This window comes from Dickeya sp. ws52 (assembly GCF_007210685.1).
GTDB lineage: Bacteria > Pseudomonadota > Gammaproteobacteria > Enterobacterales > Enterobacteriaceae > Dickeya > Dickeya chrysanthemi.
Window position 1 is genome coordinate 1 of sequence record NZ_SZVX01000022.1, and the last position, 16,084, is coordinate 16,084.

The window sequence follows — 16,084 nt, forward strand, 5'->3', positions numbered from 1 at the left end:
AGCACCGGCGGGTCGGTGAGTCTGCGTGCCGGGCAGGACGTGGCGCTGACGGGCACCGATGTGATTGCGGCGCGGGACATTCAGGTGGCGGGCAATACGGTCACCATCGATCCGGGCTACGATACCCGCCGGCAGTCGCAGACGATGGAGCAGAAAACCGCCGGACTGACCGTTGCGCTGTCCGGCGTGGTCGGGTCGGCGCTCAACAGTGCGATACAGGCGATACAGGCGGTACGGGAGCAGAGCGACAGCCGTCTGCAGGCATTGCAGGGCATGAAGGCGGTACTGTCGGGGTATCAGGCGTATCAGGGCACGCAGGTGGATACCAATAACAAGGGTGCCTCGTCGTTTGTCGGCATCAGCGTGTCGCTGGGGGCGCAGCGCGTCAGCAGCAGCCAGACCAGTGAACAGTCGCAGAGTTTTGCCTCGACGCTGAACGCGGGTCATGATATCAGCGTGGTGGCGCGTCAGGGCGATATCACCGCCGTCGGCAGCCAGTTGAAAGCGGCCAACAATGTGGAGCTGAATGCGTCCCGGGCGATTAATCTGCTCTCGGCGCGCAACACCGAGTCGATGACCGGCAGCAACAGCAGCAGCGGCGGGAATATCGGCGTCAGTTTCGGTCTGAGCGGCAACAGTGCCGGATTCAGCGTGTTTGCCAACGTCAATGCGGCCAAAGGCCGTGAGCTGGGCAGCGGCAACAGCTGGTCGGAAACCACGGTGGATGCCGGACAGCAGGTCGGGCTGACCAGCGGCGGCGACACGCGTCTGACGGGGGCGCAGGTCAGCGGCGAGCGCATTGTGGCCAACGTGGGCGGCGACCTGCTGCTGAAAAGTCAGCAGGACAGCAACCGCTATGACTCGAAGCAGACCAGTGTGTCGGCGGGCGGTAGCTTTACCTTCGGCAGCATGACCGGCAGCGGTTACCTGAGCGCCAGCCAGGACAAAATGCACAGCAGCTTTGACAGCGTGCAGCAGCAGAGCGGGCTGTTTGCGGGCACCGGCGGTTACGACATCCACGTCGGCAACCACACGCAACTGGATGGCGCGGTGATTGGTTCGACCGCCGGCGCGGATAAAAACCGGCTGGATACCGGCACGCTGGGCTTTAGCAATATCGACAACCGGGCCGAGTTTTCGGTGTCGCACAGCGGTGTCGGGCTCAGTGCCAGCCCGTCGCTGAGCATGTCGGATATGCTGAAATCGGCCGCGCTGACCGCGCCATCGGCGCTGATGTCGATGGGCCGTGGCGGCAATGCCGGCAGCACCACTTACGCGGCGGTGAGCGACGGGGCGCTGGTCATCCGCAATCAGGCCGGACAGCAGCAAGATATTGCCGCGCTGAGCCGGGATGTGGCGCACGCCAACAATGCGCTGAGCCCGATCTTCGACAAGGAGAAAGAGCAGAAACGCCTGCAGACGGCGCAGAGGGTGGGCGAGCTGGGTGCGCAGGTGATGGACGTTGTCCGTACCGAAGGCGAAATCCGCGCGGTGCGGGCGGCGGAAGCCAGAGGCGATGTGAAACGGCCGGCGGATAACGCATCCGAAAAAGACTGGGATAAATACAAGAAAGACCTGACGGAAACGGCGGATTACAAGGCGGTGATGGCGTCTTACGGCACCGGCAGCGACCTGCAGCGGGCGACACAGGCGGCGACGGCGGCGATTCAGGCGCTGGCGGGCGGGGGTAACCTGCAGCAGGCGCTGGCCGGGGCGTCGGCGCCGTATCTGGCGCAACTGGTGAAAGACGTGACGATGCCGGTGGACGAGAAGAAAGCCACGGCATCGGACATCGCGGCCAATGCGATGGGCCATGCACTGATGGGTGCGGTGGTGGCGCAACTGTCCGGCAAGGATGCGGTGTCGGGCGCGGTGGGGGCAGCCAGCGGCGAACTGACGGCGCGGCTGCTGATCATGAAAGAGCTGTACTCAGGGCGGGACACCAGCGACCTGACGGAAGCGGAAAAACAGTCGGTGAGTGCGCTGGCTTCACTGGCGGCGGGTCTGGCGTCGGGGATTGCGTCGGGGAATACCACCGGTGCCGCCACCGGCGCACAGGCCGGACGCAATGCGGTGGAGAATAACGCACTGGGTGATGGGTTCAGCCTGCCGTCAGGGTTAACGAATTATGGTCAATCTGTGGCATCACTATGGAACAATACCAATCTGACTGATGAAAATGGAAATGTGCTAAATCCTGTTACTGATGCTGAGAAGCAGGATGGAATGCATAAGTTGGTGACGGGCGTTATGCCGGAAGGGCAGGATATTTCTAAGGCTATAGTGAATGGTTATACGAGTGGTGCTCTTATTGCTGGAGGGTGGTATTTCGGGCCAATAGCAGGAACTGCTGGAGTTATTGGTGGCGGAACTCTGAGTGCGGCAACGGATGTAGCCAAACAATTCATGACAATGTCGCCAACGGATAAATATAGTTATAGCGATACGGCTATTGCATTCGGGACTGGGGCATTAACCCAAGGAAGAAATTCAGTGTTGATGAATATGTTCATTAACTCGAGTGGAGCTTATATAGGAAGCATTATTAAAGGAGAAGATCCCACGGCTGCAATGCTTGGTAATGCTGTTGGTACATATGTTGGTGACAAAGTTGGTAGCAAATTTACGCAAAGAGTAATCTCTCATGGTTATTCCAGTGATGCGGCTGACGTAGGTGGGACAGTTATCGGTGGTGTTGCTAGTGCTGCTACTGATTATCAGATTGAAAAAGCAATGAAGCATGGAGGAAGTGAAAAATGAAATGGCATATCAGGCTGAAATTTCTTCTTATGTTTGTTTCTTTTTATATTGTTGTTACACCATTAGTTGGTTTAATCGGTATTCCTATTGGTTTGGCTATTGTCTTTTTTAAAACAGGGGGGGTAGTTTTTGATATAAATAAAGAAATCGATACGTTGATATACATAATAAAAATTGGAACTGTCATCGGTTTTATCCTAGGCGCTGGTTTATGGATTATTGCGGAAATAGATCGCTATCTAAAAAACAGGCGGAAATAAGTTACTTCGGACTATTGGCTAACAGTCGATCCCTGTCTTCGCGTCGGGAGCGTTGTTTTTAACGGTCAGATCCTCAGCTCCGCCTCAATCACCAGCCGCCTGCGCTCGACGGCGACGATAACCGGCTGGCCGGTGTTAAAGCCGAGGTTTTCCAGCCAGCGGCCCTTGAGGGTGGGTTGTGGCAGGGTTGCCCGAAAAAGCTTCAGTAACCGGACAGGAAATGTTTTGTGGCCACCGCCAGTGGGCCGTGCCCCCAAAACCACCCGGTCAGGGCGATGCCCCGACACCCCCGCGTTAAAACAAACACCCCCGGCGCGGGCCGGAGGTGGTGTTGGTTACTCGGCAAACTTAAGGCCGCCGGGATAATGCTTGATCCAGTTGGCCGCCGCGTCCGGGTCAAAGGGTTCAATGCTGAGACCTTCGAGACAGTGCCACAGTTCGCGGGTGTTCTGGGCGGTGATGACCATGCAGCCGGGCATGACCCGTATTTTTAGCGGCATCCCGTCGGTAAGCCAGGCCCCTTGCAGCGACACCGCCTGAAAGCGGGCGCTGCGCTGGCTGGAGTGGTGAGGCCAGCAACTGCGGGTTAATCCGCACTGCAAGGCACTGGATGGCATCGAGGGACTGACGCCGAACGGAATCACCAATCTGGTCAGTCATTACATCAAAGCGTCGGGGATAGCGAAATGGGGAAGCTGCCACCTGTTCCGCCATGCGATGGCGACACAAATGCTGGAGAACGGGGCGGACCTGCGGTGGATACAGGCGATGCTGGGCCATGCGAGCGTGGAGAGCACGCAAATCTACACGCAGGTGAGCATCCGGGCGTTGCAGGCGGTTCATGCGAGTACCCATCCGGCGGAGCAGTCGGACAGTGATGAAACCGGGCTGCTGGCTGACCTGATGGTGGATGATGACGCGCATCAGGACGAAGGGGTTGACGGCGCAGCAAAGGAAGAAAATACTAACAGATATGAATAGATATTATCCTGTGTGGTTGGAGGCAATGATGGCAACCAGTATCGCGTTAAGTCCATACTTCGAGCAGTTTATCCGTGAACAAATCGACAGCGGGCGTTACAACAATGTCAGCGAAGTGGTCCGCGCCGGGCTGCGGGCGCTGGAAGAGCGGGAGCAGCAGATGAAGCTGGATGCGCTGCGGGCGGCGGTAGAGCTGGGCGTGAACAGCGGGCCGGGCAAGGAGGCGCAGGCGGTGTTCGGTCGTCTGACGGAGAAATACCGCCGGATGGCGGAAGGTGAGCAGCCGGAATGAACGTGAGCATATCGCCGCTGGCCGAGCAGGATATCGAGGCGATAGGCGACTATATCGCGCAGGACAATCCGGTGCGGGCGATGAGCTTCGTGGAAAGCCTGTACCAGCAGTGCATCCTGATAGGCGAAAATCCCTGGCTGTACCGTGAACGCCCGGAGCTGGGGCGCAGCATCAGAAGTTGCAGCTACGGGCGTTATCTTATCCTGTACGGCACAACGGAAACGGCGGTGCGGATAGAGCGTGTGCTGCATGGTGCGCGTGATATCGACAGTCTGTTCAGTGTGTTGCCGGACAGCCCGCAAAGTTAGCGCTCTCTGGGCGAGTCCGCCGGGAGCGGCAGACAGCCCGTCGCGCAAGGCTGCGCCTTCCGTTGTCGGCGGTGGTGTGCATTCTTCGGCTTCCTGGCCGCCTTGTGCCGCCGGAAACACCGGCGTCAGCGTTGAGCCCAGACGCCATCCGATATTCCCCCCTCGCGTTATCCTCAACATCTACCCCAAAGAATGAAGTCGGCCCGTTGGGCTTCCGCTGATTGTATTTTAACCAGAGCACTCTATTACGCGGTAAGACTAAATTCAGGGGGCTACAGACACACCTTACTCTTCTGACGTCCCACCCCAATCTTCACCTCCCTTGACGCACGTCAAGAGGCGGCTCGCGGACAGGAATATGATTGATAATCGTTATTACTTTCTTTGATGCATTACCGCCGCTTGGTCGGCGGGGTGCCGCACACTGTCAGTGAAGGAATGTCGTATGGCTCTGAGTCTTCAAACGCTGCTTGATCTCCCTCTTAACGTGAATGCCGTGGTGGCGCGAATTCGTTCAACGGGCGAATACCAGCAGCGGCTGACTGAGCTTGGCATCCGCGTCGGCGGGCAGGTGCGCGTCATTCAGCGTGATGCTAATCAACCGTTGATGCTGGCCGCCGGTGATAGCCGCGTGGCGATCAACTGGGAGATGGGCAAGCTGGTGTGGGTGTCGCCACAGCAATAATCGGCATCAATCGATCTATAACAATCAATCTATAACAACAGGTTCAGACAACAGTCGTTTCTCTGACGCAATCATGGGCATGAGGCTATACAGCGATGACACTGGAAGCATTGGCGGTGGGCACACAGTGGCGTGTGTTGGGGTTTCAGAAAGGATCGGCGGATTACCGTAAGCGTCTGCTGGCGCTGGGTGTGACGCCGGGGGTGGAGTTTTCGGTGTCGCGCGTGGCGCCGTTGGGAGACCCGATTGAGCTGCGTCTGCGCGGTGCCGCGATTAGCGTGCGTAAAGGCGAAGCACAGATTTTGATACTGGAAAAATGTTAATCCGGGCAGGTAAGGATTTTTTATGAGTACGCAACCCGTAATTTGCGTGGTGGGTAACCCGAATTGTGGCAAAACGACGTTATTCAACGTGCTGACCGGCGGTAAACAAACAGTCGGTAACTGGCCGGGCGTCACGGTGGAAAAGAAAGTCGGTAGTTACCGTTATCAACAGCAGCAGGTGACGCTGGTGGATTTGCCGGGGGTTTATTCACTGAACCCGTCTTCCGAGAGTTCGGAAGATGAGCGGGTGGCGCGTGATTACATCCTGTCCGGCGAAGCGAATCTGGTGCTGAATATCGTCGATGCTTCCAACCTGGAACGTAATCTCTATCTCACTGCGCAGTTGCTGGATATGCAGGTGCCGATGGTGGTTGCCGTCAATATGATGGATATCGCCACCGCCCGCAAACTGGACATTGATATCGCCGGTTTGCAGCAGCGATTGGGATGTCCGGTCATCCCGATTACCGCCAGCCAGAAGCACGGTATCGGGATGCTGCACGAGGTGTGTCAGGCGGCGCTGGCGACACCGGTGATTCCACCGGTATCGATTCCTTACGATGCACCGTTGAATCAGGCCGCGCAAGCGATAGCGGCACAGTTGCAGGGGTTGCCGGCCATTCGCAATCCCTACTGGTTGGCGATTCAGTTGCTGGAAGGCGATGTGACGGTGCGTGACCGGGTGCCTGCCGACGCGCTGGCGTTTGCCGATGCGCAGGTAGCCCGATTGGTGGCCGAGTATGAAGATGAGCTGGATATTTTTCTGGCCGATGCGCGTTATCAGTTCGTCGGGGCGGTGGCTCGCGAGGTCATTACCCGCCGCGGCGAAGCCTCTGCGACCCTGACCGACAAGATTGACCGCATCGTACTGCATCGTTTTTTCGGTATACCGATCTTCCTGCTGGTGATGTACCTGATGTTCGTTTTCACCATCAATATCGGCAGTGCGTTTATCGACTTCTTCGACAAGCTGTTCAGCACCCTGCTGGTGGATGGATTCGGCGAGTTGTTGCTGGCGCTGAATACGCCGGAATGGCTGAAAACGCTGTTGGCGGACGGTGTAGGCGGCGGTATCCAGACCGTGTCCACGTTCATTCCGGTGATCGGTTGCTTGTATCTGTTCCTGTCCTGGCTGGAGGACTCCGGCTATATGGCGCGGGCCGCGTTTGTGATGGACCGATTCATGCGCAGTATCGGGTTGCCGGGCAAGGCGTTTGTGCCGTTGATCGTCGGTTTTGGTTGTAATGTGCCGGCGGTGATGGCGACCCGCACCATGGAGCGTCATAGCGATCGCGTGGTCACCGTGATGATGGCGCCGTTTATGTCCTGCGGCGCGCGTTTGCCGGTATACGTGCTGTTTGCTTCGGCCTTGTTCGTCGAAGGGGGGCAGAATCTGGTATTCGGGCTGTATCTGGTGGGGATCGCCGCGGCCATCGCCACCGGCTTTTTGCTGAAAAATACCGCGCTGAAGGGTGATGCTTCCGCATTTGTCATGGAGATCCCGCCTTATCACTTGCCCAGCCTGCGCAGTGTGCTGATCCGCACTTGGGAGCGTTTGAAAGGGTTTTTGCTGCGTGCCGGTCGGCTGATTGTGGTGGTGGTGACCGTACTGGGTTTCCTTAACTCAATGGGCACCGACGGCTCTTTCGGTAACCAGAATACCCAGAAGTCGGTGTTGTCGGCGGTGGGACAAGCGATTGTGCCGGTATTTAAACCGATGGGGATTCGTGAAGAAAACTGGCCGGCGGCCGTGGGGATATTCACCGGGATCTTCGCCAAGGAAGCGGTTGTCGGTACGCTGGATTCGCTGTACGGCGCGATGGCGGCCTCGCAAGACGGCGGTAGCAAGGCGGAGGCCAAAACCTTCAGCCTGAGCGGCGGCATTCATGATGCGTTAGCGACCATCCCGGAGAATCTGGGCAAGCTGGGCGATGCCGTGCTGAATCCGTTGGGGATCAACGTTGGGGATCTGTCGGATACCACCACCATCGCCAAAGACAACAAGTTTTCCGTGACGTCGCTGACGGTGATCACGCAGTTGTTTGATGGGCGCCTTGGGGCATTCAGCTATCTGCTGATGGTGTTGTTGTACATCCCTTGCGTGGCGTCGGTATCGGCTATCTGGCGTGAGGTGGGAACCGCCTGGACGCTGTTCTGCGCCGGTTGGACCATTCAGGTTGGCTATAGCACTGCGGTGGTGGTCTATCAGATTGGGCGTTTTGGTCAGCATCCGCTGTACTCGCTGTGCTCACTGTTGGGGGTTGCTGCAATGCTGTTTATCACGGTCATGCTGTTGCGTCGTAATGGGCTGCAACGTCAGCGTGCTGTGATAGGTGAAGTGAAATAATCAGTCGGGCGGGTTTACCGCCCGCCGAGGAGAGATGATGACGCTACTCGAATTGCGGGATTTTGTCCGCGAAAGAAACAAAGTGTCGCTGCAAGACATTAGCGCGGCTTTTCGGGCAGACCCAGGCGTGGTGGAAAGAATGCTGGCGGTGTGGGTGCAAAAAGGCAAAATCCGGTTTCACGCTGGCGATGCCGCACCCAAATGCGGCGGCTGTTGCGGGTGTGATAAGCGCCTGGGCCAGTATTACGAGTGGTTGTAATCCTCCGAGGGCGGTGCTGAGCCGCCGCCCTCGGCTCCTGCCTTGTGGCGACGTGCCGTCGCCAGTCTCCTGGGATGTTGCCTGTTTATTAACTGCTTGTGGGCTTTTATGGCGAATCCGGCGCATTGCGGGCCTACAGCCCGGTGTCATGGGCGGTGTCAGGCGGTTGTGTCAGGTGGAAAACCAATAAAAACTGACCTGACGCAATATGTGGCATAGGCACCCTCTACATAATGAAACATGTGATCCATCGGAGGGGGTGATGATGGAAAAGTTACTTGATCGTTTTTTGAATTATGTTGCGTTTGATACCCAGTCCCGACCGGGCGTGCGGCAGGTGCCGAGCACGGAAGGGCAGATGAAACTGGCGCAGGCGCTGCAACAGGAATTAATTGAACTCGGGTTTGAACAGGTATCGGTCACTAAACACGGTTGTGTGATGGCGACGTTACCTGCCAATGTTGCCTGGCCGGTGCCGGTGGTGGGATTTATCGCGCATATGGATACCTCGCCGGATTTTAGCGGCAAGCACGTTAACCCGCAGATTGTAGAGAATTACCGTGGCGGTGATATCGCTCTGGGTATGGGCGACGAGGTGTTGTCGCCGGTGATGTTCCCGGTGCTGCACCACCTGTTGGGCCAAACGCTGATCACGACCGACGGCAAAACACTGCTGGGCGCGGATGATAAAGCGGGAATTGCTGAGATCATGACCGCGCTGGTGCGGCTGAAAAAACGGCAGATCCCGCATGGTGAGATCCGTGTGGCATTTACGCCGGATGAAGAAGTCGGTAAAGGCGCGCAACATTTTGATGTTGACGCATTCCGGGCCGAATGGGCTTACACGGTAGACGGCGGTGGTGTGGGCGAACTGGAGTATGAAAACTTCAATGCCGCATCGGCCGTTATAAAAATTGTCGGCAACAATGTGCATCCCGGTTGGGCCAAAGGGGTGATGGTTAATGCGTTGTCGCTGGCGACGCGGTTTCACCAACTGGTGCCGGCGGATGAAGTTCCGGAGCATACCGAGGGGTATCAGGGTTTTTATCATCTGCATAGCGCGAAGGGAACGGTAGAGCGGGCGGAGCTGCATTACAGCATTCGCGATTTTGAGCGCGACAGCTTCGAGCGACGCAAAAAAACGCTGCTGGATATCGCCGAAACGGTGGGCAAAGGGCTGCACCCGGATTGCTACATCGAGGTCACGATTACCGACAGTTACTACAACATGCGCGAACAGGTGGAGCAATATCCGCATATTATCGCACTGGCGCAGCAGGCTATGCGTGATTGCGGAGTGACACCGCTGATGCAGCCGATTCGTGGCGGCACGGATGGCGCACAACTGTCTTTCCGCGGGTTGCCCTGTCCTAATCTGTTTACCGGCGGCTACAATGCCCACGGCAAGCATGAGTTTGTGACGCTGGAAGGGATGGAAAGCGCGGTCTCGGTGATCATGCGTATTGCCGAACTGACGGCGATGCGGGCCAAAACCCGGCAAACTCACAGTGATAGCTTGTCGGTTAAAGCCTGATGACATCAATGTGAGCAACCGATGTTAGTAACAGACGTGAGTAACAGATGTGAGCAAAAAGAGACGCCGAACGGCGTCTCTTGGTTTTAGGGGGTGGGGATGACGATAATCAGTTCGTAACGCCTGCAATCAAGCATCAGTCAACAAAATACCAATAACCGCTGTTGACCAGTGCGGTTAATTGAACGAGGAAAGAAGGGTCGTCCAACGTATCGCCAAGACGTTCGGCATTCAGCACATCGTATTGCGCCAGTGCGGCGATGGCTTGCGGCGGGTGATTCCCCAACCGCTCGCCGTTGACGAAGCACTCGGCGCCGATACGTAATACCCGCAACCCGCCAAGACGACGCAACGCTTCGCCCTGTTGCAACAAGTCGTATACCTCGCCTGGTTGATAGGGCGGTTCCGGCGGCGCCAGATCCAGCTCATGACGTGATTGAGACACGAATTCGCCGAACCATTGATGGAACGCCTCTTTATGCTGAACCAGCTCCAACATCATGTGCTGGAGTTTATCCAGCTCCTGCGGCAGCACATCCGCCGGATGAGCGCGAGTGGCAATATTAGGATCGCTGTAACGCTGCCCGCCCAGCTCCCGAGACAACACATAGTCGGCAAAGCCGCTGACCAGCTCACGGGCGCTGGGCGCACGAAAACCTACCGAGTAGTTGAGGGAGTTCTCCAACGAGTAGCCTTCATGTGGAAAACCGGGGGGAATGTAGAGAATATCCCCAGGCGCCAGCTCTTCGTCAATAATGGCCTCGAACGGTTCAACCTGTAGTAAATCCGGGTGAGGGCAATGCTGTTTCATCGGCACTTTGTCGCCAACGCGCCAGCGGCGACGGCCGGTGCCCTGAATGATAAATACGTCGTATTGATCGAGGTGCGGGCCGACGCCACCACCCGGAACAGAGAATGAAATCATCAGGTCGTCAATGCGCCAGTCGGGCAACCGGCGAAAAGGACGCATCAGCGCGGCGGAAGGCTCATGCCAGTGGTCGACGGCCTGCACCAGCAGAGACCAGTTGCTCTCTCCCAGGTGATCGTAGCTTTCAAACGGACCGTGGCTGACTTCCCAACGGCCGTCACGGTGGCTGACCAGACGGCTGTCCACCTCGTTTTCCATCGCTAACCCGGCCAGTTCATCCGGACTTATCGGATCGATGAAATGCCGGAACCCCCCTTTGATGATGAGCGGTTTTTGTTGCCAGTGCCGTGTCAGAAAATCCTGCCAGTCGAGATTAAGTTGGTAGTCCATAACGCATTTCCAGTAATAGGGAGCTATCGGCAATTATAACGAAGTCGCCGTGCCGATGTTCACACTCAATTCACAAATGAAACGCACAAATGAAACGGCAGGTGGCAAAGGGCAGCCGTTTCAATCGGCTGTGAGCGGTTCGGCTGTGGGTGATAATGGTTGAGTATTGCCGGTGATGACATCGTCAATAATGTCATTGTAGGCGATGGGCGGCAGAGTGCATTACCCCTCATTCTGCCCGAGATGCTGGAGGCCAAAAATCGCTTCTACTTTGGCGCCGCCGAGCGCACTGCTACCGATCAGAATCTCTCCCTGATATTGCTCGATGATTTCTGCCGCGACCGACAACCCGATGCCTTGACCGGGACGCAACGTGTCCGCCCGTTGTCCGCGCTGGAATATCACTTCCCGTTTACTATCGGGGATACCGGGGCCGTCATCCTCAATCACCAGATGCAGTTTTTGGCCGGAATAACGCGCGCTGATCTCTACGAACTCCAGACAATACTTGCAGGCGTTATCGAGAATATTACCCATGACTTCCATAAAATCATTTTTCTCGCCGATGAACGTCAGCTCCGGCGCAATATCCATCGTCAGGACTACGCCTTTACGTTGGTACACTTTATTCAATGCAGAACAGAGCGCATCGAGTTGCGCCGGAACGGAGTGCACTTCCCGCGTGATGGACAGGTGTTCTGTTCGTACGCTGGCACGGTGCAGGTAATAACCGATTTGCTGTGAGATACGGCTGATTTGCGTCAGCATGATGGGTTCGGCCTGCTCGATGGTCAGCTCTTTGCCGGTACGCAACGAGCGCAGCGTGGTTTGTAACACCGCCAGCGGCGTTTTCAGACTGTGGGTCAGGTCGGTGAGGGTGGTGCGATATTTGTGATAACGCTGGCGCTCATTGCTCAACAGTGTATTGAGGTTACGCACCAGGCTGTTCAACTCCTGCGGCGGGTTTTCGTCCAGGTGCTCGCGTGAACCGTGCTCCAGTTCGCTAATCTGGTGAACCAAATGCTTGATTGGCCGCAAGCTCCAGTGTGCCGCCAGCCACAGTAACGGTAAAACCAGCACCAGATGCACGATAAACACATAACGAAACCACTCCCAGACTACATCCGCCTGTTGCAGCTCCTGCGGGACCCGGTCTACCACCACGATCACCAGCTTGGGTAAACGCTCCGACGCCGGGTAAACATTGACCGCGATAGAGTGGGTGAACGGCGTTTTGTCTTCCGAACTGTAGGCGTGCAACTTATCCAGCATTTGTGGGTTACTGCCTTGCAATACGGCATTACTGGTGTTGCTGTCGGCATCCAGCTCGTGATAATCCGTTTTTTCCAGCCATTCCGGTTTTATCTGGGATTCCAGCTCCGGGACGGCGCGTTCACGCCACAACAAATTGCCGTGCTTATCGTAGATAAACACCAGCGTAGGGTAATTGATGTCGATTTCTGGTGGCGTGGCGATAGTCAGTTGATTGTCATGCCACTGCGCCAGACTATAAAACAGGTTACTTTCGCCACGTAGCAGGCGGAATGATGTCTTATCAAAACTGACGCTGTATCCCACCACGGCGACAATGCCATAGGACAGCGTCAGCGCCAGTACCACTGCCGCGGTTGCGATCAGAAAACGAAAACGCAGCGAAAAAGGCGATTTTTTCAACTTACTCTCCAGAGTAAAATATATCGTCCAGAGTAAAATATATCGTCAAGAATGATTAGATATCGAAGCGGTAACCCTGCCCGCGCACCGTGGTGATGACATCATGGGAGTTGGCGGATTGCAGTTTCTTGCGTAACCGCCCCATCAGGACGTCAATGGTGTGGCTTTCCCGTAACTCGGCGTCCGGATAGAGTTGCAGCATGAGCGATTCTTTGCTGACGACCTTACCATTATTGCGGATCAACGTTTCGATGATCGTGTATTCAAACGCCGTCAGCTTGACTGCTTCGCCATGTACCAGCAATTCCCGGCGTGACAGGTCGACTTCAAAGGGCGGCAGACTGATGATTTGCGAAGCCAGGCCGCTGTTGCGGCGCATCAACGCCTGCATACGAGCAACGACCTCCTCTATGTGGAACGGCTTAGTGACATAATCGTCGGCGCCGGCTTCCAGTACCGCCACTTTTTCCTGCCAGCTTTCCCGAGCGGTGAGAACCAGAATCGGTAGCTTGACCTGATGCGAGCGCCAGCGACGGATTAAACTGGTGCCATCTTCTATCGGCAGGCCCAGGTCGACAATCGCAATGTCCGGCGCATGTTCCTGAAGAAAATAATCCGCTTCTTTCGCATCCGCTGCGGCATCAACCTGATGCCCCATTTCATTCAACTGGACATTGAGGTGATGGCGTAGCAGAACATTATCTTCAACGACAAGAATGCGCATGACGGTTTTCCTCGGTCATTTTCCTGATGAGAGCGATCCACACGTAGTCACTATTACTACGTAGTCGCTATCACTATGCAGTAACTATCACTATGCAGTAGCTGTCTAAACTTAGTGAACTACCAACGCGTTGTACAGGCTTTGCCGTGTGCATCCATACGCTTTGGCACCAGGTGGGATAGCCAACAATAGCAATGCTCTATTTTTAGCGGTTGCAGCAGCATTATCCACAGTTGTGCTCAACTGAGGTTAAACGGTTGGGCAGGAAATAATAGCCTGTCTTATATAGGCGCTAAGCCGGGCGGCCGGGTATGCCGCCCGAAGTGAGGTTAGAGTTCGTCAACCATGTTGACGGCGCGGCCGATGTAATTGGCCGGAGTCAGGGCTTTAAGACGTGTTTTTTCGTCATCCGGCAACGCCAGACCATCGATAAAGGCTTTCATCCCTTCGGCGTCGACACGTTTGCCGCGGGTCAGTTCTTTCAGTTTCTCGTACGGTTTTTCAATACCGTAACGACGCATTACTGTCTGGATCGGTTCAGCCAGAACTTCCCAGTTGTGGTCCAATTCATCCAGCAGATGGTCACGATTGACTTCCAGTTTGCTGATGCCTTTTAGCGACGCCTGATAAGCGATGACGGCATAGCCGACTCCCACACCCAGGTTACGCAGCACCGTAGAGTCAGTCAGATCGCGCTGCCAGCGTGATACCGGCAGTTTGCTGGCAAGGTGGCTCATTACCGCGTTCGCCAGCCCCAGATTGCCTTCGGAGTTTTCGAAATCGATCGGGTTAACTTTGTGCGGCATGGTGGAGGAGCCGATTTCACCGGCGATGGTTTTCTGTTTGAAGTGGTTAAGGGCAATGTAACCCCATATATCACGGTCAAAATCGATCAGAATGGTATTGAAACGGGCGATGCAATCGAACAACTCGGCAATATAGTCGTGGGGTTCGATTTGCGTGGTGTAGGGGTTCCACTGAATACCCAGCGAGGTCACGAAACTTTCGCTGAACTGGTGCCAGTCAACCGCAGGATACGCCACCATATGGGCGTTATAGTTGCCTACGGCGCCGTTGATTTTGCCCAGGATTTCCACCTGTTGCAGTTGACGGAACTGGCGCTCCATTCGATAGGCGACGTTCGCGAACTCTTTACCGATAGTCGACGGCGTAGCCGGCTGGCCGTGAGTACGGGACAGCAGCGGAATATCGCGATACTGCTGCGCCAGCTGTTTGATGGCATCAATGATATTACGCCAGAACGGTAACAGCACATCGCGACGGGCGGTGTCCAGCATCAGGGCATGGGACAGGTTGTTGATATCTTCGGAAGTACAGGCGAAGTGGATAAACTCGTTTACCGCATTCAGTGCCGGCACCGCCGCCACTTTTTCTTTCAGGAAATATTCGACTGCTTTGACGTCGTGGTTGGTGGTGCGCTCGATGGTTTTAATGCGCGCGGCGTCTTCTTCGCTGAATTCGGCGACAATATTGTCAAGGAAAGCGTTTGCGTCGGCATCAAATGCAGGAACTTCCTTGATTTCTGCACAGGCCGCCAATTTTTGCAGCCAACGTACTTCAACCTGCACACGGAATTTCAGCAGGCCGTATTCGCTGAAAATAGTGCGCAACATGCTGACTTTATCGCCGTAGCGTCCATCAATGGGGGAAACGGCGGTCAGTGAGGATAATTCCATCGCAAGCAACTCCTGGGATTGTTTTCAAATAAGTAACATAGATTGTTGCCATCCTACCGCATGACGAAAAGCATTTCATGGCAGATAACATCTCATAACAGAGCGTATCTGACGGTAGGTCGTATCTCTTGGTAAACAGTATCTCATGATGGCGGCTGAACCGGAATAAGCAGCCGCCGTCAATCAACCGGTGACCGGCCGGGTCAACTGTAACTGTGGGTCAGGATCCCTTGCGCGTGGCGCACCAGCTTGTTGCGGGAGAACATCAGTTGCAACCGACTACCGCCTACTTGTTGCCAGAGTACGGCGGCACGAATGCCGGCCAGCAACACTGCCCGAACCTTCGCCTGAGTCTGCGGGTTTTTTAGCACGTCCTGCGCGCCAGTCACTTGAATGCGCGGGCCGAGTTTGCTGATAACATCAACATAAATACCGGCGAGCACATTGATAAACGTATCCGATAACAAGTCGTAATGATCCAGTTGACGATCCAACTGATTGATGCGGTTGCCTAATTCATCCAGCGCTTCGCGGTTATTGTGCAGGCGACGTTCCAGTACCATCAGGCTGAATGTATAGCGTGAAAGCTCCGCCCCCAGACCTTCGCGTGATGAATTAAGGATCCCCAGCAGAGTTTCCAGCCCAATCTTCAGATTCTGTTCCGCATTGCCAAAGACATCCAGTGTACTGGCGGGGTTAATATTCATGATGCTTTTCAGTGACGTTTTTAATGCATCCATATTGCAACTGCCCTGATGTGCCAATTGTTGCACTAAGTGAGCAGACTGGCAGATTCCTGCCATCGCCAGCGTAATGTCATGATAATTTTTAGCCACAATTACTCCTGTCAACATCATCTGGCCGGCGTGTGAGCCCGGAATAGCCATACTGTCTGCACTTCCGCTGCGGTCCAGAAGAAAAAGCAAAACCGGCAGAAATCTCCGGCTTTTCCACTCACACAGCCTAAAAAGGCGATGATCAT

At 55.5% G+C, this 16,084-nt stretch carries 16 protein-coding genes and 1 pseudogene; 10 read left to right on the forward strand and 7 right to left on the reverse strand.

The genetic code is table 11. From position 1 onward, the window contains the following. On the forward strand, positions 1-2,760 hold a 2,760-nt coding region (locus tag FDP13_RS18115), incomplete at its 5' end, for a hemagglutinin repeat-containing protein (protein ID WP_370512560.1). Further along, the gene (locus tag FDP13_RS18120; protein WP_143840075.1) at positions 2,757-3,020 is read left to right on the forward strand and encodes a hypothetical protein; all 264 of its coding nucleotides are present in this window, start codon (positions 2,757-2,759) and stop codon (positions 3,018-3,020) included. The genes FDP13_RS18115 and FDP13_RS18120, both read left to right, overlap by 4 nt. A 65-nt stretch (positions 3,021-3,085) precedes the next feature. On the opposite strand, the gene FDP13_RS18125 is transcribed toward FDP13_RS18120, so the two are convergent. Then, on the reverse strand, positions 3,086-3,307 hold the full coding sequence (locus FDP13_RS18125) for a SymE family type I addiction module toxin (protein WP_199886354.1): 222 nt from the start codon (positions 3,305-3,307) through the stop codon (positions 3,086-3,088). A gap of 48 nt (positions 3,308-3,355) precedes the next feature. Next, entirely contained in the window at positions 3,356-3,664 is a 309-nt protein-coding gene (locus tag FDP13_RS18130) for a hypothetical protein (RefSeq protein ID WP_370512562.1), read from the reverse strand. Here FDP13_RS18130 and FDP13_RS18135 point away from each other — a divergent pair. The 8 genes and pseudogenes from FDP13_RS18135 to pepT all read left to right on the forward strand — a co-directional run. Next, positions 3,597-4,001 (forward strand): annotated as a pseudogene (locus tag FDP13_RS18135) (tyrosine-type recombinase/integrase); the annotation flags it as partial. The gene FDP13_RS18130 and the pseudogene FDP13_RS18135 overlap by 68 nt on opposite strands. 28 nt (positions 4,002-4,029) lie before the next feature. After that, on the forward strand, positions 4,030-4,293 hold the full coding sequence (locus FDP13_RS18140; protein WP_033577905.1) for a type II toxin-antitoxin system ParD family antitoxin: 264 nt from the start codon (positions 4,030-4,032) through the stop codon (positions 4,291-4,293). Beyond that, entirely contained in the window at positions 4,290-4,601 is a 312-nt protein-coding gene (locus FDP13_RS18145; RefSeq protein WP_143840077.1) for a type II toxin-antitoxin system RelE/ParE family toxin, read from the forward strand. Before FDP13_RS18140 ends, FDP13_RS18145 begins: the two co-directional genes overlap by 4 nt. A 445-nt stretch (positions 4,602-5,046) precedes the next feature. Beyond that, positions 5,047-5,286: a FeoA family protein gene (locus FDP13_RS18150; protein WP_012769648.1), complete on the forward strand. Its 240-nt coding sequence runs from the start codon at positions 5,047-5,049 to the stop codon at positions 5,284-5,286. A 95-nt stretch (positions 5,287-5,381) separates the two neighbouring features. Next, a complete protein-coding gene (locus FDP13_RS18155; protein WP_012769649.1) occupies positions 5,382-5,609 on the forward strand; it encodes a FeoA family protein in 228 nt (75 codons plus the stop codon). 22 nt (positions 5,610-5,631) lie between these two features. Continuing rightward, positions 5,632-7,956, forward strand: coding sequence for a Fe(2+) transporter permease subunit FeoB (feoB, locus tag FDP13_RS18160; RefSeq protein ID WP_012769650.1), 2,325 nt, complete (start codon positions 5,632-5,634; stop codon positions 7,954-7,956). A 37-nt stretch (positions 7,957-7,993) separates the two neighbouring features. After that, positions 7,994-8,215, forward strand: a complete 222-nt coding sequence (locus FDP13_RS18165) for a FeoC-like transcriptional regulator (RefSeq protein WP_012769651.1) — start codon at positions 7,994-7,996, stop codon at positions 8,213-8,215. Between the two features lie 265 nt (positions 8,216-8,480). Beyond that, positions 8,481-9,749, forward strand: a complete 1,269-nt coding sequence (pepT, locus tag FDP13_RS18170) for a peptidase T (protein WP_033577530.1) — start codon at positions 8,481-8,483, stop codon at positions 9,747-9,749. Between the two features lie 136 nt (positions 9,750-9,885). Here the strand turns inward: pepT and FDP13_RS18175 are convergent, their stop codons facing one another. The 5 genes from FDP13_RS18175 to hflD all read right to left on the reverse strand — a co-directional run bounded on the left by FDP13_RS18175 (position 9,886) and on the right by hflD (position 15,938). Then, entirely contained in the window at positions 9,886-11,007 is a 1,122-nt protein-coding gene (locus FDP13_RS18175) for a cupin domain-containing protein (protein ID WP_033577531.1), read from the reverse strand. A 222-nt stretch (positions 11,008-11,229) separates the two neighbouring features. After that, positions 11,230-12,681: a two-component system sensor histidine kinase PhoQ gene (phoQ, locus tag FDP13_RS18180; RefSeq protein ID WP_012769655.1), complete on the reverse strand. Its 1,452-nt coding sequence runs from the start codon at positions 12,679-12,681 to the stop codon at positions 11,230-11,232. Between the two features lie 55 nt (positions 12,682-12,736). Next, the gene (gene phoP / locus FDP13_RS18185; protein WP_012769656.1) at positions 12,737-13,405 is read right to left on the reverse strand and encodes a two-component system response regulator PhoP; all 669 of its coding nucleotides are present in this window, start codon (positions 13,403-13,405) and stop codon (positions 12,737-12,739) included. Positions 13,406-13,734: 329 nt separating this feature from the next. After that, positions 13,735-15,102, reverse strand: a complete 1,368-nt coding sequence (gene purB / locus FDP13_RS18190; protein WP_012769657.1) for an adenylosuccinate lyase — start codon at positions 15,100-15,102, stop codon at positions 13,735-13,737. Positions 15,103-15,305: 203 nt separating this feature from the next. Beyond that, positions 15,306-15,938 carry a high frequency lysogenization protein HflD gene (gene hflD, locus FDP13_RS18195; protein WP_012769658.1) on the reverse strand — a complete coding sequence of 211 codons (633 nt, stop codon included), beginning with the start codon at positions 15,936-15,938 and terminating at the stop codon, positions 15,306-15,308. Positions 15,939-16,084: the final 146 nt, after the last annotated feature.